Below are 19,654 nucleotides of genomic sequence, written 5' to 3' on the forward strand. Positions count from 1 at the left end.
AATCCTTAGATAGAGTCGTTTAAGGTTTGCTCGGTGCAACCCAAACGGTACTTTGAACTTGAATGTGTTTCGGAATGAGCTGGACTTGTTGGAACAAGTCCGCAATTTGTTGTTGTGCTTGTATCACTTCAGGCGTCAGGGTTTGAATTGGTGAAGGCTTCAGACGTTTGTCGATGACCCGTTGAGCAATAGAAGGCTGTAAACCCGTACTTTGGGTATAGACCAAAAGTGCTTGTGCTTGGTTTTTTAGTACCCATTGATCGGCCTGATTCAGCCCATGAATGAACTGAGCGGTGGCTTCAGGGTAGGTCTGAATGAACTTGGGGTTACCAATATAAAAAGAATAGGTTTGTGGAAAAGCTGTGCCATCAATCAAGACTTTGGCCTGTGCATCTTGCTCTGCTGCACTGAGGTAGGGTTCCCAAATGGCCCATGCATCGATGGACTGTTTATCAAACGCGGCACGTGCATCCGCAGGGGGCAGCCAAATTGGTTGAATGTCCTGCCAGCTGAGTCCTGCTTTTTGTAGAACTTTCGCCAGTAACTCATGCGCGCTTGAGCCGCGTTGTACCGCAATCCGCTTGCCTTTTAGGTCTTGAATTGAATCAATGGAACTATTTTTAGCAATCAACAGCGCTTGAGCATTGGCTGGAACTTGTTCATAACCGACATAACTGAGCTCTTTGTCAGCAGCTTGGGCAAAGATCGGTGGGGTATTGCCCACAGAGCCAAAATCAACTGCACCGACGGCCAAGGCTTCTAGCATTTGTGGGCCAGCGGGGAACTCTTTCCATTCAATTTTGGCTTGAGGAAATTGTTGCTCAAATAATTTTTGCTCACGTGCAACCAACAGGTTCAAAGACGACTTTTGGTAGCCAATCGATAGGGTTTTAACTGGAGCTGCTGCCTGCTTTTCAGAAGTATTTGTTGCTGCTGTGTCTTGCTTTTGGCATGCCCCGAGCCCAAGACTTAAGGTGACAATGCCAATACTGGAAACTGTTTTAAGTGTTTTCATAATGATCTCGTTATTTTTGTTTAATAATGGCAGCGTCAATATTCAGCTGGTTCGGAATGAGTTTTTGTTGATAGAAAGCATCTGCAACGTACTGCTGTTTTTTTGCGACTTCGGCTGAAATGGGCTGAACGCCAAAGCCCATACGACCAATCGAAGTTTGTAAAATGTCTAAAGACAAGCCTGTCGGTTTTTCTAACAATTGGGCTGCTTGTTGTTGATTCTGTTCGACCCACTGTGTGGTGGTGTTGAGTTCATTGACAACCGTTTTTAAAACTTCTGGATGTGCTTCGGCAAACTTACGATCGGCCAAATAGAACTGATGATTACTGACTAAGTTTTCTCCGGTAGCAATCACACGTGCTGAGATTTGGTGTTCAGCGGCAGCAAAGAAGGGATCCCAAATGACCCATGCATCGACTGCACCACGTTCAAATGCGGCACGTGCATCCGATGGTGGAAGATACACCGCTTCAATATCAGAAAGTTTCAGGTTATTCGCTTCTAACACTTTGAGTAGCAGGTAATGCACATTTGAACCTTTGTTGAGTGCAATCCGTTTGCCTTTTAAATCTTGGATGCTTTGAATCTTTGAGTCTTTTTGTACGATCAGTGCTTCTGCTTTAGGTGCAGCAGGTTGGTTGGCAATGTAAACCAAGTTCGAATTTGCAGCTTGTGCGAAAATCGGAGGCGCTTCACCCGCTTCACCAAAGACCACACTGCCGACATTTAAGCCTTCGAGGAGCTGTGGACCTGCAGGAAACTCGACCCATTTGACTTGGACATTTTGTGCTTTAAGCGCCGTTTCTAAAGCGCCACGCTCTTTGACGATGGGCAAAATGCCATATTTTTGAAAGCCAATATTGAGTGTGACGGTCTCAGCTTCTTTTTTCCCACATCCAGATAACATCATGGCACCCACGACTGCTGCAGAAAGAACGCTTGTTTTGATCCAGAACTGTGCTCGAGAAGTGCTCATGTGTTTCATAACTCCAAATAAATAAGGTGAGTGAGTTGGTGAACACATACGCTAATGGGCATTTCTTTTCAGAAAAAATAAGAAATCGGGCTTTAGACATGAAAAAAAAAGATAAAAACAAAAGTGCAAAACTTATGTAAAAAACAGCAATACAAGAAACATAGAATATAAAATTTATTGAGGTTAACTTATTGATATTTATTGTTTAAAAGGTATTTTTATTTTTGGAATAAGCTTAGTGTTTCACGCAATATAGATTTGAGCGATTTTTGCGGTGTTTTCTAGATAAAGATATGAGAAATAAAGATATCCATAATCCTGCAAAAGCCACTTAAAGTGGCTTTTTAAAGACGAGCGAGTTGCGCTGATAGTTGTATAAGGCTTGGCGTGCATTGGGAAGTTCATCCACATTGGCCGTTTCAAAGCCATGTTCTAAGAACCAATGTGCAGTACGTGTGGTCAGTACAAACAACTGTTGAATGCCCATACTGCGGGCTTTACCTTCGAGATAATGCAAAATTTGGCTGCCGCGATTTGATTTGCGATAGCTCGGGTCGACTGCGACACAGGCAATTTCAGCGCTGCGGATTTCACCCTCTGCTGCTGGCAGTGGGTAGAGTGCGGCGCAGGCCAAGATCATGCCATCACGTTCAATCACCGCAAATTGGCCAATTTCGTTTTCGAGACGTTCACGTGAGCGATAAACCAAAATGCCTTCTTCTTCAAGTGGGCGTAATAGGTTAATCAGTCCGCCGACATCTTGAATGTTGGCCATACGGACTTCTTCATAATGGGCATCGGTAATCATGGTGCCCGAACCATCACGCGTGAAGAGCTCCTCAACCAAGGCACCATCATAAGCATAGGAAATCAGATGGACACGATGGACGCCATGCGTCGAGGCCTTTTTGGCGCCGCGTAAATGTACCGCAATGTCTGGATTCGAATCTTGGTATTTTTCAATTTGTGCATCGAGCTTGTGTGGCGAAATTTCGCGTTGTAACTGACCATGTTCATTGAGCAGACCATGTTGTTTGCCCAAGAAAATCAATTTGTCCGCTTTAAGATGAATCGCTGTGCGGGTCGCCACTTCTTCAGCCAGCAGGTTGAATACTTCGCCTGTGGTGGAATAGCCAGTTGGCCCGAGCAGCACAATATTGTGATTATCCAAATGGCGTTGAATGGCATCGGTGTCGATCGTACGGACTTCGCCGGTTAACTGAAAATCGACCCCATCGCGAATGCCATAAGGCTTTGCTGTGACAAAATTCCCTGAAACCACATCAATGCGTGCACCATACATCGGCGAGTTGGCTAGTCCCATGGAGAGTAAGGCTTCAATTTGCAAACGAATCGAGCCCACCGCATTCATTACACAGCCCAGAGATTCTCGGGTGGTGACGCGACGATACTGATGAAACGGCGTTTGTAGTTGGCTTTGTTTTAAGTTGTGGTTGATTTGCGGTCGTGCTCCATGCACCAAGATCAGGCGAATCCCGAGTGAATGCAGCAGGGCAATGTCGTGAATAATATGTTGAAAGTTATCATGCTGAACGGCTTCACCATCGAACATAATCACAAAGGTTTTATTACGGTGAGCATTGATATAAGGCGCAGAATGTCGAAACCAATGCACATACTGCAAAGTTGTACTGTGATGTGTTTCGATGGAATTCGTTTGCATGCCTATCTCAAAATGAACTGCTTAGCATGATTTTAATCAAAAAATGCAGAAGAGGAAGTCTTAAATAGAAAAACACCTGAAGCAACGTTCAGGTGTTCTATCGGTTTTGCGACACTAGCCAGAATTAACCGATAATACGCAGGATACGGTTATTACGTTCATTGACTAAAACATAGTCACCATTGACCTTATACCACTGTTGGTAGCGCCCAGTGTTGGGTAGGCGACGTGCTTCGCGGTCACTGACATGATAACGCGATGAGTCATAGCCGCGTGGCAAAGTTTGACCTGAGCGCCAGTCTCGGCTTGGGTTAACACGTTTGTTTTGGTAGCGGTTGTCATTGTCCCAACGGCGGTCATCGCGATGATCCCAACCGGAGTCATGATCATGCGAGCGGTCATAGTACTGTGGTGCTGCCATTGCAGATGTGGCCATGAGCGCGCCTAAAGAGAGTGTGATTGCAGTCAGAATTTTTTTCATTGCTTTCGTCCAGTATTAGTCTTGTCTCGATCATTCAAAATTAGCGAATAACTCTAGAGAAAGCGTGAGGGCTATTTAGGTGAATTGTGAAATGTATGAAGAGACTGAGGAGATTGTTGTTTTTCTGCAATGCTTGCAAACAAAAGCTTTGGCACATAAAAAAACCTGAAACAACGCCTTCCATGCTGTGCCTGACTGTGGTCTCTTAAGAGGAGTATGCAGTCGTACTAAAGCGGGTGAAAGGGTGTTGATTCAGGTCTCAATAATAATGGTCGCTGCGTTGTACAAAATGAAGCGTAGATTAAAGCCCCATAATCCGCAGAATATTGTTGCTGTCTGCGTCGACTAAGATGTAGTCATTGTTGATTTTGTACCACTGCTGGTTTCGGTTTGGCTTTGGAAGATTATGGTCTTTATATTCGACTTTATAGCCGTTACCACGGTAATGCTGTGGCATGACATAACCTTGTTGCCATTTATGCTGTTGTAAACGTTTGACACCGCGCTCTTCGCGCATACGCCGACGATCTTGCTGATCGTCATCATCTGAATCGCGAAAGTCACGTCCGCGAGGCTCATTGCCATAGCGTGGATGATCGTGGTCAAACTGAGGGGCAGCAGTACTGAGACTGCTTGCCATCAAAGCACTGAAAGAGATTGCCAATACTGTCAAAATCTTTTTCATGTTGAATCCTCATTAAGGTAATTTCATTCTTTCCTATAATGTACGAAAAAAATGCAGAGAAACTGTGAAGATGAATTGGGTATTTATTAACAAATGCAGAGATATTAAGAAGATTATGCCCAATTCTAAGCCTGAATTAAATCATCAATTGCGCCAAAGTCCAAAGCAAACAGTTTGTTTCTTCTGATTTTTGACTCATTTTGAGGGTTCAGATCTCCCTTTGTCAAAGAACGCATAGTGCATTATTTAATTCCACTGCTGCGTCAGATGTTGTAATGAACGGATTAAATGAACCACTGATTCAGCCTGGCTGACATCCTCTAAAGCACCAATCAGGCTTTCGGGTAGTTGTAAATGATGGATATCACGAATGGTGTCATGTTTACGTTGCAAATCAGCCATGCTGCATCCTTATTTTCAATTCTTGATCAATCAGAATGGTAAATAAGAAATTTTAAGCTGAAAAACCGAATATTTTTATTAAAGTAATTTAAAAATACGATTTAAAATATCGAGCTAGCCAAGCTGAGTTTTCAACTTGGCTGATTCGGCTTAATAGGCGTAGTTGAGGTCGGTATAATCACTCAATGACTTCTGCACATGCGCTTGAATAAATTCACGTACATCGGCTGCAGTCATCGGCTCACCATTTTTGCTGATGGCATGCTCAATGTCGGGCTGACCTTCAATTTTGATGCGATACACAAAGCTTTTCTTGGCTTTGTATTGTTCATCATTCTTAGCAATGACCGTGACGTAGTGATAGCTATGTTCAAAGTTCAAGTCGGTATGGGCAAAAACAAACTGGTCGAAAAGTTTCAGTGTGGCGCCATTTTCTAGCACTTGAAGTTCCTCCACAATACTGGCTTCAAACTTCATTCCATATTTTTCTGAAATCGGCTGTTGGTCAATCAACAGGCTAACCATACCATCTTCAGTGGGTTGTATAGTGATGTTGCTCAAGTCCGTCATGGCATATGTTTCAAAAATGGAGTTGGGCATCAGTATCCGCAAAAATTGAAAAAAGACAACCTTTTCTGAACCTTGAAATCATGTTACAGATGACTCAGCTTCAGTTTGATACATAAAAAAAGGAAGCCGAAGCTTCCTTTTGAGTGAATGATTTTAGTCTTGTGCATCAATACTTTGACCATTCATATGCAAACTGTCATCACCCATCAAGTACAGATAGGCAGGCATGATATTTTCAGGCGTTGGCAATGTTTTTGGATCTTCATCGGGATAGGCTTTTGCACGCATTGCAGTGCGGGTCGCCCCCGGATTGATACAGTTAAAGCGGATATTCGGTGAGGTATTTTCTTTAGCAAATAGTTGGCTGACCGCTTCAATGGCGATCTTAGACACAGAATATGCGCCCCAACGTTCACGCGTTTCACGTCCGACACCTGAGCTGGCAAAAACCACGGAGGCATGCTCAGATTTTTTCAGGAGTGGCATTAACTCTTGAGTCATAACGAATGGCGCACGCAAGTTGACGGCCATGACATCATCCCAGACATCGACAGGATAATTTTCCAGTTCGGTGCGCTCACCTAAAATGCCCGCATTATGCAAAATGCCATCTAGGCGCCCAAATTGGCGCTCTAAAGTGTCGACCAATAATTCATAATCACGAGGAGAGGCGCTCGACAGCTGCAAGGGTAAAATTGCAGGTTGCGGCGCACCTAAGCCTTCAATTTCATCATAAATGACTTCGAGCTTATTTAAGGTACGTCCATGCAGCACTACAGTTGCGCCGTGTAGGGCATAACTTAATGCAGCAGCACGACCAATACCATCGCCCGCACCTGTAATTAAGATGATGCGATCTTTGAGCAGATCGGGGCGAGGTTGATATTCTGAATATTTCATCATTACCTCCTCGTTATTTTGATTTTTTAATTGTGATCAAGTCAGTGAATTGGACGGTGTAGTTTGACTCACAAGAGATTGAATAACATCGTCCAATTCAGCCACAGTCTTCACTATACAATCTGCCTGCCACGCTGTTAAGTTATCTTTGTGCGCGAATGGTAAATAACCATAAGCTGCCAAAATGGTATACATCTGCGCGTTACGACCCGCATCGATATCACGTGGATGATCGCCAACATAGATACAGTCTTGAGGCGCAATCGCGATGTGCTTGGCAGCCAAATACATCGGTTCAGGATCAGGCTTGGTCTGCGAGACATCTTCTGGGCAGACCAAAACTGCACAGCGTTCTGTCAAATCCAACGCATTTAATAATGCTTCACTGAGCCAGCGTGGTTTATTGGTGACAATGCCCCAAGGAACCTCTTGGTTTTCAAGTTTTTCAATAAGCGGATACATGCCCGAAAACAGGTCAGTATCTACTGCAATATCGGCACCGTAGGTATCTAAAAAACGCTGACGATGTGCCAGAAAAATTGGGTCTTCGACGGCAAGTTCTGGATAAACCAATTTCACCATCGCCCGCGCACCCTCAGAGACTTGGCTACGGATCAGGTCTGCGTCGACCACAGCAACGCCTTTTTCACGGCACATGTCTTGAATAATGCGAATAAAGTCGGCGGCAGTGTCGATCAGTGTGCCGTCAAGATCAAATAAGACGGCTTTCATGCAGCACCTTCTTTGACGGTATAGACCATGTAATTGACATCGACATTCGGCGCTAACCAATAGCGTTTGGTCAATGGATTGTAATGTAAACCCGTCATATCTTTCAGTTTGAGCCCTGCGCCGCGAATATCATGTGCCAGTTCTGAGGGCTTAATGAATTTTTGATAATCGTGGGTGCCTTTGGCTAACATGCGCAGTACATATTCAGCGCCAATAATGGCAAACAGGTAGGCTTTGGGATTACGGTTAATGGTAGAGAAGAATACATGACCACCTGGTTTCACCAGTTTATGGCAGGCTGCAATGATTGAGGCTGGATTGGGTACGTGTTCCAACATTTCCATGCAGGTCACTACATCGTATTGTCCAGCTTGTTCTTCTGCGAGCTGCTCCACTGGTATTTGGCGATATTCGATATGCTCAACACTTTCTTGTTCTGCATGTAAACGTGCCACATTCAGGGGGGCTTCGCCCATATCAACGCCGAGCACATTTGCACCACGACGTGCCATACTTTCAGCTAAAATTCCGCCACCACAGCCGACATCAAGGACTTTTTTTCCATTGAGTCCACCTGCATGTTCATCAATCCAGTTTAAGCGCAGTGGATTGATCATATGTAAAGGGCGGAACTCCGAGTGCTGATCCCACCATATGGCAGCAAATGCTTCAAATTTGGCAATTTCTTGTGGATCAACATTCAGTTGCGACATCGTCGGCACCTCAATTTAAGTCATGATATTTAAAACGTTCAATAGGGCTTAGTGTAGCGTTTATTCTAGAAAAAGCGATAAAAGCCTGAAAAAAGTTCACAGAATGAAAACGAATTTGGCATATTTGATTTATAGTATTTGCATAAACTTATCATAATGATTTTGAGGACAATAAGTTCAATGAAAAAACTCCTTTTGAGTGGCTTAGCAACCGCTGTTTTCGCAATTTCGGGCAGTGCAATGGCTGCAAATTTTGTGGCAGGTAAAGACTATACGGTAGTACCGACCCCAGTTCAGGTGGAAGTTCCGGGAAAAATTGAAGTCCGTGAGTTCTTCTGGTATGGCTGCCCACATTGTTTCAAACTTGAACCCCATATGCAGACTTGGTTGAAAAAGTTACCGAAAGATGTCCGTTTTGTACGTACACCTGCAGCCATGAATCCGGTATGGGAGCAAGGTGCGCGAGCTTATTATGTGTCTGAAGCCTTAGGCGTACGTAAGAAAACACATTTGATGTTATTGCATGCCATTCATGAGCAAAATCAACCGATTTTAGAACAGCCAGCTTTCGCCAAATTCTATACTCAGTTTGGTATTCCTGAAGCGAAATTTAACAGCACTTATAAATCATTTGCGATTACTTCAAAAATCGCACAGGCTCAAGATTTGGCCAAGCGTTATCAACTCAGTGGCGTACCTGCGGTGACGGTCAATGGTAAATATATTGTGCAAGGTGAAGACGAGAAAGTTGTTCAAGTGGTGGACTACTTAATTGAAAAAGAACGTGCTGCAAAATAAGCTGAATCTGTTTGTAAGTCCTTATTCAGTTAAAAAAGCCTGCTGATGCAGGCTTTTTTTATGCGTTAACGATGTTTATTGCACACTTGATGCAGGTTGTAATAAATCCTCATAACGCAGCTCAATTTTTCTTAAGGTTTTTAAGCGCCAAAGTTGATGACGGGCTTCGGCTTCATAGCCATTAAAGGCCAAGAGTTTGGCAAATTTGGTCAAATCATAGGGAATCGGGTAGTTCAGCACCATTTCCTCATAGTCACGAATTTGCTCAGGGCTGACTTTGCTGTATGGATTTAACTGAATCCATTCAATGCGGCGGTTAAACTCAGATAGCAGCAAAATGTGATCTTGATTGGTGAACTTTTCAGGAGTGTGTTCATAACGTGAAGCCTCATTCAGCTTTGGTACCATCAGCTCATAGTCACGAATAATCAGTGCGATCAAGACCACACAGACAGTAAAGGTGATCGGCATGGCAAAGCTCGGTAAAGTCCACGTTTTCACTTTTTGCTGAGATTGAATAATGCCTAGAATCAATCCGAGTGGCAGCAAGAAATAAGCGTAGAACAACGGAAATTCGAGCATACCGTGAATCAGTAAAGCGCCGACCATCAGAAGGCCAATCACAGATTCGAGTGATGTTGCATGCTTTTGCAGTTGATAGCCCCAATAGCTGAGATAGGCAAAAAATGGAATCGCAATCACTAACCCATTCCACACAATAAAGTCGAGAATGAAGTTATGCGCACTTTTCACCCAAACAGGACCTTGGAACTGATCACTGATTAGGGTGTAAGCCACACTGGTTTGATACCAACCATAGCCAAACCAAGGTCGCTCAGCAATCGCATGGAGCATCTGTTGCCAAATGGCAAGACGCGACATATCGCCCGTTGCTCGCGCAACCGCATCACGGGTTTGGGTCACTTCGACATTAGACAGTTGAGCCAACAGGTGATTGAGCTGTGGAATAAAGGCAGTAAATGCAATGAACAACGCAAACCATGCAAGGGCACTATACCACTTCAGTTGAACAACACCTTTGTACTGTTGATAGAGCAAATACAGCAGTACACAAATGCTTGCGACCCATGATGTGCGGGACTGACTCAGGGCTACCGCAAATAACATCAATGCAGCACTTACGCACAGCAGAATCGAGTTGAATTTTTTCTTTTCAAATAGGTACAGTGTGCCGAGTAAGGACAGAATCAGAAAGCTCGCCATATTGTTCGGCTGAGCAAAGTTGGCATAAGGACGATTGCTTTGTAAAGTGGTCATGCCGGGAATGTACTGTTCAATATTGAGCCATTGGCAAGTGGCGATGAGCGCTGTTACCAGACCGACCGACCAAAATACACTACACAGACCACTAAATAATTGCTCACGTTCCAAGGGTTTTTGGCTCAGGTTAAAACCTAAAACCATACTCAGCCAGAATGCAAAGATATATAAGCCACACATTAGCGCTTTGCTGAAAAAGAACAGCTCGCCAAAACCGTACTGAATGAAGGGCACGAGGCTCAACAGCAATAGCGGCAGGCTCACTTTAGGGAGCAAGAGTTTTTCTTTTAAAAATAAGGCAGAGAGTGCAAATAAAGATAAAAATGCAAACAATTCACCTGTATAGGTGACCCAAGGTCGATAATGAATGGGCAATAGCCATGCCAAGGCAATACAGACACTCGCCGCTAAAAAAAGAAAAAAACGCATAGGAGCTACAGATGAAAAAACTGGCTCTATGATAGTGAAAAAGCATCCAAGTTTGAGTAAAGCGCATTAAAAATTTTGTAATACACCAAAATTGCGTCTGTGAGCGGCTTAATGCAAGGTCGTATTGGCGTGTTTGGTTTGAGCAGATGGTCGTTGCCAATTGGAGATTCCACGGAACATGAGTTGAATCTGCACGATGGTTTGTAGTTTAAATGCAGCCTGCTGCTGTTGGAGCTTATCGGGAGCCACATCTCGACTCAAACCAATCCAGCACATGGCCCAGTTAAAGGAGGCATCCATTAGAATATTGGCCAAAACTTTGAGGTCTTCGCTGTCATGAATATGTTGCATGCTTTCAATACGGGTTAATTCATGGGCGAAGTCATCGATTAAAAAGGCAATTTCTCGCTCAACGGCAGCACGGATCAAGGCTGAACCACCCCAACGTTCTCCAATCAAGAAAATCCACTGTTCAGGATGTTGCTCTACAGCATGAAAAAATAGATCTAAACTGTGCTCAATCGTAGCATGTGGACCATAAACATAGCTTTGCCCCAATTGGGTTAACATGCTTTTGATGTGGAGCGCTGCTTGATCGACCAGTTCAAGTCCTAACTCATCCAAATCATTAAAGTGGCGATAAAAAGCGGTCGGTACTAAACCCACTTGGCGAGTGACTTCACGGAGACTAATGCGAGCAAAGGAACGTCCGGAGGTGCTGAGTTGTAATGCAGCATTCAGCAAAGCTTGGCGGCTTTGTTGTTTACGTTCTTCTCGAATCGACATAGATGATTGCCTCAGCCTCTTTTAAGCTTCAGTTTAACAAAGAATATGGCTGGGTAGGGAAACAGGCGATCAATTACAAATGCAATGCAGTCAGACAAATGCTTTGGGTCTGCTTCTGCTATACTATGCGCCAACCTATTTAGTCAGATGAAGGGCGTATTATGCGTATCGACCAACGAACATTAGATCAATTACGTGATGTCACCATTACTCGTAACTACACACGTTATGCGGAAGGTTCGGTATTGGTTGAGTTTGGTCATACCAAAGTTCTTTGTACGGCAAGTATTGATAACTCAGTACCACGCTTTTTAAAAGGCAAGGGTCAGGGCTGGGTAACCGCTGAATATGGCATGTTGCCACGTTCGACGCATACCCGTAGTGACCGTGAGGCTGCGCGTGGTAAGCAAAGTGGTCGTACTCAAGAAATTCAACGTTTGATTGGCCGTAGTCTACGCGCCATGGTGGATTTAAAAAAATTAGGTGAAAACACCATTACCATCGACTGTGATGTGATTCAGGCAGATGGCGGTACACGTACTGCTGCGATCACCGGTGCTGCGGTGGCTCTCATTGATGCGATGAACACATTGCTTGAGAAAAAGAAAATTAAGCAAGATCCATTAAAAGGCTTAGTGGCTGCAATTTCAGTCGGTATTTTCCAAGACGAAGTGCTTTTAGACTTGTGCTATGAAGAAGACTCAAACTGCCAAACGGATTTAAACGTGGTCATGACCCAAGCTGGCGAGTTTATTGAAATTCAAGGCACGGCAGAAGATAAACCCTTTACCCGTGTACAGTGCAATGCCATGTTAGAAATGGCAGAAAAGGGCATTCAAGAATTGGTGAAAAAACAACAGCAAGCACTGGGTTGGTAAGTTTTAACACAATAAAAAAACGCACTCTAGAGTGCGTTTTTTTATTGTGTGTCGTTTGAATGCAAACTATTGAAATTAAGCATTAAAACGCATAGAAAGGTCGACTGCTTTGACATCTTTGGTTAATACACCCATCGAAATATAATCCACGCCTGTGCTTGCGACTTCGCGTAAGTTGACAATGGTGATATTCCCTGACGCTTCCAATTTACAACGTCCTGCAACATGCTTGACAGCATCAATCATTTGTTGCTGACTAAAGTTGTCTAACATCACGATATCGGCTTGGGCTTCCAATGCTTGGTCTAATTCAGCCCAAGTTTCAACTTCGACTTCGACAGGTTTGCCTGGGGCAATTTGATGCGCTTTGGCAATGGCTTGGGCGATGCCGCCTGCCGCCATGATGTGATTTTCTTTAATTAAAAAAGCATCGAATAAACCTAAACGGTGGTTTTGACCACCACCGACCGCGACAGCATATTTTTGGGCAATACGCAGACCTGGTAGGGTTTTACGGGTATCCAGCAACTTGGTGTTTAAGCCATCGAGCTGTTTGACATATTCCGCAGTTTTGCTGGCCACAGCAGATAGCGTTTGTACAAAGTTGAGTGCAGGGCGTTCAACGGTAAGTAAGCTGCGTGCTGAACCCGCCAGTTTAAAAATGGTTTCATTGGCACGAACCAGATCGCCATCATTTTTGAGCCAGGTGATTTCAACACTTGGATCAAAAGCTGCAATTAATGTATTGACCCAAGGTTGACCTGCAAGAATCATGTCTTCACGGCTAATAATGGTCGCAGTCGCTTGTTCATCTTCAGGTGTTAAAAGCGCCGTAATGTCACCATCACCGATGTCTTCTTGTAATGCTTGTTGAATATTGAGTTGAATAGATTGTTCAAGCAGTTGCTGCGATATGCTCATCCGATTGTCCGTATCTTTATAGAAGCCATGAAAATTGCGCAATATATTAGCATTTTTCCTGAAAAAGGCGTGAAAATTTCAGAATCAAACGCTGACCAATTTGAGAAATGACGGGGAAAGATTTAGCATGAGAGACATTAAAAAAGATTGCCCAAAGGGCGCAATGGATTTGAGGAATAAAAAGATGCAGGTCATTCCGTCGTTTCAAGTGCAAGCAGGGCAACTGCTAGGAGCGAGACAAATTCCATCGCCTAATTTTAACGCACGTCCTGTGGATACTGAGATTCAACTGATTGTCATCCATAATATCAGTTTGCCTCCCTCACAGTTTGGTGGCGGTTATATTGAACAATTTTTTCAAAATCAATTGGATTGGTCAGTACATCCGTATTTTCAAACCATTCAAGGCATGCAAGTCTCAGCACATTTACTGATTTTAAGAAGTGGTGAAGTCCTACAATTTGTCAATTTTAATGACCGTGCATGGCATGCAGGGCGTTCAAGCTATTTGGCCAAGAAAGAGTGCAATGATTATTCGATTGGTATTGAGCTTGAGGGCAGTGATGACTTGCCTTTTGAAGATGCCCAATATGAAACATTGGTACACGTGACGGCTTGTTTACAACAGGCCTATCCTCAAATTCAGCAGCATTTGGCAGGACATTCTGATATTGCGCCAGGACGTAAGACCGATCCAGGCGCATTTTTTGATTGGTTAGGCTATCGAAATCGTTTGCAGCAGTTAAAAAGTCAATGAATTGAGAGTCGACAACAACATTAAACAATCAAATATTCGCTGAAGTTTCATTACAATAGCGGCAAATGAAAAACTAGGTGGATACGATGGCGCTGTGGCGGTCAACCGTAATTGTAAGTGCAATGACCATGCTTTCTCGGGTCTTGGGTTTGGTACGAGACATTGTCTTACTGAATGTCTTTGGTGCGGGGAAAGATTTTGATACCTTTGTGGTGGCCTTTCGTATCCCGAACTTCTTCCGTCGGCTATTTGCTGAAGGGGCATTCTCACAGGCGTTTATTCCGGTACTGACCGAATATAAAACTGGGCGTACCCATGCGGAAGTTCAGATTCTGATTAGCCGTGTCTTTGGTTGTTTAATGACGGTTATGACGGCTTTAACCTTCATTGCCATGGTTGCAGCTCCAGCGGTGCTATATATATACGCACCAGGTTTCCATGCCGATCCAGAGAAGTTCGACCTCGCGGTTTCAATGTTCCGCCTCACCATTCCTTATTTATTGTTTATGTCGTTGACGGCATTTGCCAGCAGTATTTTAAATAGTTATGGTTCCTTTGCTTCGCCCGCCTTTTCACCGGTATTGCTAAATGTTGCGATGATTGCCGGGGCATGGTGGTTGACGCCGTATATGGCGGAGCCGATTATGGCACTCGGTTGGGCAGTTATTGCTGCGGGTGTATTGCAACTGGCGATCCAAATTCCTGAACTTTGGCATAAAAAGTTACTGATTCCGCCGAAAGTTGATTTTAAACATGAAGGGGTGGATCGCATCATGAAATTGATGCTGCCTGCGCTATTTGGTGTTTCTGTCACGCAAATCAACTTACTCCTGAACACCATTTGGGCTTCGTTTATGCAAGATGGTTCAGTGTCATGGTTGTACAGTGCGGAACGCATGACTGAATTACCTTTGGGCTTGATTGGGGTAGCGATCGGCACGGTGATTTTACCTGCTTTGTCGACCCGTCATGCAGAGCAAGATATGTCGAAGTTCCGTGGCATGATGGATTGGGCTGCGAAGGTCATTGTTTTAGTGGGGGTGCCTGCCAGTATTGCACTGTTTATGTTATCGACCCCTATTATTCAGGCCCTGTTCCAACGCGGACAATTTACCCTTGAAGATACGCAAATGACGGCTTTAGCGTTGCAGTGTATGAGCGCTGGGGTGATTTCATTCATGTTGATTAAAGTCTTTGCCCCAGGGTTTTATGCGCAACAAGACACCAAGACCCCTGTCCGTGTGGGGCTAATGGCCGTTGCTGCGAATGCGATTTTAAACGTAGTGTTTATTGGTTTCTTTAAACTGATTGACTGGCAGGCAGAGCATATGGCTTTAGCTTTAGCTTCTTCGGGCTCTGCTCTAGTGAATGCGGGGATGTTGTATTTCTACCTACACAAGCGCGATATTTTCCGTTTTGGTGCACATTGGAAAAAACTGTTTATCCAGTTTGGTATTGCTAACGCCGTGATGATTGTGGCTTTGTGGTATGCATTGACTTGGTATAATGGTGACGTGTCACAGTGGATTCGCGTTGCCGAAGTGATCGGGTTGTGCGTGGTCGGCGTTGTGGCTTATGCGGTTGGTTTGCTCTTTACCGGGTTTAGACCACATCATCTCAAACATGAAGCCTAAAACAAGGTACTTCTTTGTTTTATGCTTCAAAAGACAAGCGAAGCACGTAGCTTAAAAATAAGCATGGCTTGATTTAAGAATATATTGAAATTAATAAAAAGCCTGATCACGAAGATCAGGCTTTTTATTTGGTATATAGCATTGCCTTTGCATTGCTACCTTATTTTGGCAACACTTCAATCAGTTCCACATCAAAAATCAAGGTGCTATTCGGTTCAATCACATCACCTGAACCAATTTGGCCATAGCCCAGTTTAGCGGGAATAAAGAAGCGATATTTTGCGCCTTCTTTCATTAGCTGTAAGCCTTCAGTCCAACCTTGAATCACTTGGCTGACTTGAAACTCCGCAGGCTGCTGACGTGCAATCGAACTGTCAAAAACGGTCTGATCAATCAAACGCCCTTCATAATGAACTTTGACTTTGCTGTTGGCCTTAGGTGACTTGCCTTGGCCTTGTTGTAAAACCATATATTGCAAGCCTGAAGTCGTGGTTTTCACCTCGGGTTTTTTCGCATTTTCAGCTAAAAAGGCCGCACCAATTTTGGCATTTTTATCAGCCAGTTGTTTAACTTCTAATAACTGTTTTGCCTCGGCTTGGCGTTTATATTGGGTAAGTACTCGCGCCATGTCTTCATCACTTAATGAAGCAGCTTGACCTTTAGATGCTTCACGTAACCCTTGCACAAAAGCATCAAGATCTAAATCTTGAATAGACTCGGCATTGCTTCGACCCATGAGGTAGCCAAAGCTATAACCGACTTGTTGGTTGATACTACTTTTATTGTTAATCGGTGCAGCAAAAACAGGTGCAGAGAGCAACAAGCCGCAGAGTAATGTTGTTTGAATTTTCATCTTGTATTCTCAATAAAAAGAGGAGAGCAAAAGCTCTCCTTTGATTGACTTGTCTTATTTTACTTTGATCAGTTCAACATCAAAAATAAGCGTGCTGTTGGCTGGAATCATGCCAGGTACACCTTGTGGGCCATAACCTAAGTTCGAAGGGATGTAGAGGGTCGCTTTCCCACCTTCTTTCATGAGTTGTAGACCTTCAGTCCAACCCGGAATCACTTGGTTTAAAGGGAACTCAATCGGTTCGCCACGCTCAAGCGAACTATCGAAGACTTTACCGTCGACCAGTTGGCCTTTGTAATGCACGGTCACGACAGAGCTGGCAGTGGGTTGCTTGCCTGTGCCTTCTTGCGTAATTTTGTACTGTAAGCCTGACGCTGTGGTTTTCACCCCAGGTTTTTTTGCATTTTCGGTTAAGAAGCTGTCACTGGTTGTTTGTGCTTGCTTCGCATCATTTGCCTGTTTTTGCTGCATTTCTTGTTGGAACTGCTCATAGGCTTGTTTTAATTCTTCTTCAGTATAGGCAGGTTGGCTACGAGCATGACCTGCACGGACACCAGTTACAAAACTGTTAATATCGAGTTCTGGTGGGGTTTGATGAGCAACCTCATAACCCAGTGCATAGCTAATTTTTTCTACGGCAGATGCATTTTTTGAAACTTGGGCTTCGGCTGAAGCTGGGTGTTGAGATGCATAATAAACGGGAACAAGTGCAGCACCGCCTAGAATAACAGCTACAGCAATGGGTAAGGCTTTACTCATGTGAAATTTTTCCTAATTCTATTACATTCAAAAAGTTTTTTAGCATCTTAGCAGACTTCATGAATGACGTGTTTTGTACCACCAGTACATTTTCAAATTAATATATGCCGAAGTCCTTAAAAAAACTATAAGGATTTGAATATATAAACGTTTGTCATACAAAATAAAAAGCCAGAAATCAAGTTCTGGCTTTTTATCGGTTAGAGGATGTATTTAGTCTGATTCTTTATTGGCTTTATAGGCATAAGCATAGTTATAGCCATAACTAGAGCCTGCCGAACGTTGAATATCGTTTAAAATGAATCCATTGACTTTCACGCCAGCTTGTTCGAAGCGATTCAGGGTCAATTCAAGCTCCTTCATTTGTGTTTTCGCATAACGGGCAATCACTAAGTTAACGCCTGTGTATTGAGCAATAATGATGCCATCCGTCACGGCTAAGACTGGTGGAGTATCGATAATCACATGATCAAATTTCTCTGACATTTGCTCTAATAGATTTTTGAACTGGTTAGAGCTTAGTAGTTCAGAAGGATTGGCTGGACTTTTCCCGCGAGAAATCACACTTAAACCTGGCACTTCTGTAGGACGAATAACCGTGTCTAAACTTTGTTGACCATTGAGTAACTCTGTTAAGCCAGGTTGTGTGTCGAGATTAAAATACTTGTGTAAATAACCGCGACGTAAGTCTGCGTCTATGATTAATACGCGTTTGTCACTTTGTGCCAAAATTGTGGCTAAATTCGTTGAGATAAAGGATTTACCAACTTCAGGTGCTGGACCTGAAATCGTAATCAGATTATTCCGGGCAGAGCTTAGCGCGAAATGGATGGCTGTACGCATGCTTCTTAAGCTTTCAATAGCAATATCATCACTATTTTTAACAGCCAAAATAGGAATATTCTTTTTCTTCTTTAAAATATTAATACGGCTTTCTTGTACAGGTGAACGTGGAACCGTTGCATACACGGGCAGATCCAACTCATTTTCAATTTGAGCTGAGTCTTTGATCCCTGAACGCATCATATTACGTAATAACGCCAAGAGCGTACCTAAGAAACCACCTAAGAAAATAGAGAGAATTAAAATCTGTAGCTTCTTCGGTGCAATCGGCTCAATTGGTTCCACTGCTGTATCGACAATACGAACATTTCCAATCTCGCCCGCTTTAGCAATACGTAGTTGCTGATATGAGTTCAATAACGCTGTATAAAGTTGTTGTTTAACTTCAACTTCACGGTAAAGCTGTAAATAACGACGTTGTAAATCTGGCAGTTCTTTTAATGTCGCATTTAACTCCCCAATCTTTTTATCGATTGCTCCTAGTTGTGCATTCATTTGCTGCATGACTGGATGCTCAGCAGTATATTTGGCCGAAGCCTCTGCAACTTTTTGTTCAAGTTCTGCTTTTTGAGTTTCTAAGGTTACACTTTGCGTTAAATACAACTCAGATTCTTTAGTGACATCTACGGTGTTGTATTGTTGGCGAAATTTGTTGAATTCACGTTCTGCTACATCAAGTTGTTGTTTCAGCTCTGGTAGTTGTTCATCTAAGAATTTAAGTGTTTGCGCTGTTTCAGCTGAACGACGTTCAATGTTTTGTTGGCTATAAGAAACCAGAATAGCATTGAGTACTTGGGTAATATGAGTTTTGTCTGTACCTTGATAATTGAGCCCAAGAATACCTGTTAACTTTCCTTTTTCTGCGACTGAATAATTCATCAGAATACTGTCGACTGCGGCAGGTAGTGATTGTTTTTCAAGTAAATAAACGTCTTTTAGTTGATCTTGCGTATAGATAGAAATATTCCACAAGCCATCCGCTGTACGTAAGGTGTTCGCTTGGTTTGTTTTAGCAGTTAAAATGACTTGTTTGGTTTCTTCATCTGTCAGACTAAATTGCTTATCATTAAAGCGAAGTTCAATTTTCTTATCACGGAAACTTGTTGGTATATTAAATTGGCGAATATCGAATACTTTTTCATCATCTTTAAACAGCACCGATTTCGGCTGGTACTCTGTTTGATAATGGTGTGGAGATAATAGACGATCAGTAAATGAATTTTCCGTGCCCGAAATTTTAAGATCTAAATTCAAATGTTGAATGACATTGCCCAATACCAAACGCGATTTTAAAATTTCGATTTCTGCTTGAGCAGGTTGCTTCTGCTCAATCATGCTCGATAGGTCACCTAATAAAGCTGCAGAAGCCCCTTTATTTTCTTCTACTTGTACCAAGGCATTGACTGAATAGGTATCTGGAGTTGCTCTTAAGTATAGTAGGGCGCAAATTAGACTCAAAAGGATACACAGCGCAATTAACTTCCATTGTGCGATCAATGAGAAAAATAGTTCTTTTAAATCAATAGTATCTTCTGTATTTGTAGTTTGGCTCATAAT

General features: G+C 43.2%; 20 protein-coding genes. 4 read left to right on the forward strand and 16 right to left on the reverse strand.

Annotated features, from left to right (window positions below; translation table 11 throughout):
• Window positions 1–19: 19 nt before the first annotated feature.
• From PTT44_RS07185 to ubiG, 10 genes are all read right to left on the reverse strand, one after another.
• Window positions 20–1,015: an aliphatic sulfonate ABC transporter substrate-binding protein gene (locus PTT44_RS07185; RefSeq protein ID WP_168159575.1), complete on the reverse strand. Its 996-nt coding sequence runs from the start codon at window positions 1,013–1,015 to the stop codon at window positions 20–22.
• A gap of 10 nt (window positions 1,016–1,025) precedes the next feature.
• Window positions 1,026–1,991, reverse strand: a complete 966-nt coding sequence (locus PTT44_RS07190) for a sulfonate ABC transporter substrate-binding protein (RefSeq protein ID WP_126039024.1) — start codon at window positions 1,989–1,991, stop codon at window positions 1,026–1,028.
• Window positions 1,992–2,322: 331 nt separating this feature from the next.
• The gene (argA, locus tag PTT44_RS07195; RefSeq protein ID WP_168159574.1) at window positions 2,323–3,675 is read right to left on the reverse strand and encodes an amino-acid N-acetyltransferase; all 1,353 of its coding nucleotides are present in this window, start codon (window positions 3,673–3,675) and stop codon (window positions 2,323–2,325) included.
• A 124-nt stretch (window positions 3,676–3,799) separates the two neighbouring features.
• Entirely contained in the window at window positions 3,800–4,156 is a 357-nt protein-coding gene (locus PTT44_RS07200; RefSeq protein ID WP_159126938.1) for an RcnB family protein, read from the reverse strand.
• Between the two features lie 301 nt (window positions 4,157–4,457).
• Window positions 4,458–4,841 (reverse strand): RcnB family protein, encoded by a 384-nt coding sequence (locus PTT44_RS07205; RefSeq protein WP_004983820.1) that lies wholly within the window; start codon window positions 4,839–4,841, stop codon window positions 4,458–4,460.
• 246 nt (window positions 4,842–5,087) lie between these two features.
• Window positions 5,088–5,243, reverse strand: a complete 156-nt coding sequence (locus PTT44_RS07210) for a hypothetical protein (RefSeq protein ID WP_168159573.1) — start codon at window positions 5,241–5,243, stop codon at window positions 5,088–5,090.
• Window positions 5,244–5,393: 150 nt separating this feature from the next.
• On the reverse strand, window positions 5,394–5,813 hold the full coding sequence (locus tag PTT44_RS07215; protein ID WP_168159589.1) for a hypothetical protein: 420 nt from the start codon (window positions 5,811–5,813) through the stop codon (window positions 5,394–5,396).
• Window positions 5,814–5,966: 153 nt separating this feature from the next.
• A complete protein-coding gene (locus tag PTT44_RS07220; RefSeq protein WP_005401600.1) occupies window positions 5,967–6,713 on the reverse strand; it encodes a YciK family oxidoreductase in 747 nt (248 codons plus the stop codon).
• A 36-nt stretch (window positions 6,714–6,749) separates the two neighbouring features.
• Entirely contained in the window at window positions 6,750–7,445 is a 696-nt protein-coding gene (locus PTT44_RS07225; RefSeq protein WP_168159572.1) for an HAD family hydrolase, read from the reverse strand.
• Window positions 7,442–8,158 carry a bifunctional 2-polyprenyl-6-hydroxyphenol methylase/3-demethylubiquinol 3-O-methyltransferase UbiG gene (ubiG, locus tag PTT44_RS07230; RefSeq protein WP_168159571.1) on the reverse strand — a complete coding sequence of 239 codons (717 nt, stop codon included), beginning with the start codon at window positions 8,156–8,158 and terminating at the stop codon, window positions 7,442–7,444. Before ubiG ends, PTT44_RS07225 begins: the two co-directional genes overlap by 4 nt.
• Before the next feature lie 180 nt (window positions 8,159–8,338).
• Between ubiG and PTT44_RS07235 the strand changes: the two genes are divergently transcribed.
• On the forward strand, window positions 8,339–8,956 hold the full coding sequence (locus PTT44_RS07235) for a thiol:disulfide interchange protein DsbA/DsbL (protein ID WP_168159570.1): 618 nt from the start codon (window positions 8,339–8,341) through the stop codon (window positions 8,954–8,956).
• A 75-nt stretch (window positions 8,957–9,031) separates the two neighbouring features.
• Here the strand turns inward: PTT44_RS07235 and PTT44_RS07240 are convergent, their stop codons facing one another.
• Together PTT44_RS07240 and PTT44_RS07245 are read right to left on the reverse strand one after the other, a co-directional pair.
• Window positions 9,032–10,666: an O-antigen ligase family protein gene (locus tag PTT44_RS07240; protein ID WP_168159569.1), complete on the reverse strand. Its 1,635-nt coding sequence runs from the start codon at window positions 10,664–10,666 to the stop codon at window positions 9,032–9,034.
• Window positions 10,667–10,774: 108 nt separating this feature from the next.
• Complete coding sequence (locus PTT44_RS07245) at window positions 10,775–11,452, reverse strand: TetR family transcriptional regulator (protein ID WP_160362098.1); 678 nt, start codon at window positions 11,450–11,452, stop codon at window positions 10,775–10,777.
• Between the two features lie 161 nt (window positions 11,453–11,613).
• Here PTT44_RS07245 and rph point away from each other — a divergent pair, with 161 nt between their 5' ends.
• Window positions 11,614–12,330: a ribonuclease PH gene (gene rph, locus PTT44_RS07250; protein WP_004684198.1), complete on the forward strand. Its 717-nt coding sequence runs from the start codon at window positions 11,614–11,616 to the stop codon at window positions 12,328–12,330.
• 75 nt (window positions 12,331–12,405) lie between these two features.
• Here the strand turns inward: rph and nadC are convergent, their stop codons facing one another.
• Window positions 12,406–13,251, reverse strand: a complete 846-nt coding sequence (gene nadC, locus PTT44_RS07255) for a carboxylating nicotinate-nucleotide diphosphorylase (protein ID WP_168159568.1) — start codon at window positions 13,249–13,251, stop codon at window positions 12,406–12,408.
• Between the two features lie 184 nt (window positions 13,252–13,435).
• Here nadC and ampD point away from each other — a divergent pair, with 184 nt between their 5' ends.
• Window positions 13,436–14,008, forward strand: a complete 573-nt coding sequence (ampD, locus tag PTT44_RS07260) for a 1,6-anhydro-N-acetylmuramyl-L-alanine amidase AmpD (RefSeq protein WP_168159588.1) — start codon at window positions 13,436–13,438, stop codon at window positions 14,006–14,008.
• A gap of 77 nt (window positions 14,009–14,085) precedes the next feature.
• Window positions 14,086–15,642, forward strand: a complete 1,557-nt coding sequence (gene murJ / locus PTT44_RS07265) for a murein biosynthesis integral membrane protein MurJ (RefSeq protein WP_171527557.1) — start codon at window positions 14,086–14,088, stop codon at window positions 15,640–15,642.
• Between the two features lie 160 nt (window positions 15,643–15,802).
• Here murJ and PTT44_RS07270 read toward each other — a convergent pair whose 3' ends face one another.
• The 3 genes from PTT44_RS07270 to PTT44_RS07280 form a co-directional block, all read right to left on the reverse strand.
• Window positions 15,803–16,495, reverse strand: a complete 693-nt coding sequence (locus PTT44_RS07270; RefSeq protein ID WP_004983850.1) for an FKBP-type peptidyl-prolyl cis-trans isomerase — start codon at window positions 16,493–16,495, stop codon at window positions 15,803–15,805.
• A 54-nt stretch (window positions 16,496–16,549) separates the two neighbouring features.
• Window positions 16,550–17,254 carry an FKBP-type peptidyl-prolyl cis-trans isomerase gene (locus PTT44_RS07275; protein ID WP_125274497.1) on the reverse strand — a complete coding sequence of 235 codons (705 nt, stop codon included), beginning with the start codon at window positions 17,252–17,254 and terminating at the stop codon, window positions 16,550–16,552.
• A gap of 213 nt (window positions 17,255–17,467) precedes the next feature.
• Window positions 17,468–19,651 carry a polysaccharide biosynthesis tyrosine autokinase gene (locus PTT44_RS07280; protein WP_168159566.1) on the reverse strand — a complete coding sequence of 728 codons (2,184 nt, stop codon included), beginning with the start codon at window positions 19,649–19,651 and terminating at the stop codon, window positions 17,468–17,470.
• Between the last annotated feature and the right edge of the window lie 3 nt (window positions 19,652–19,654).

Source organism: Acinetobacter sp. Gutcm_16 (genome assembly GCF_028649355.1).
Classification (GTDB): domain Bacteria; phylum Pseudomonadota; class Gammaproteobacteria; order Pseudomonadales; family Moraxellaceae; genus Acinetobacter; species Acinetobacter johnsonii.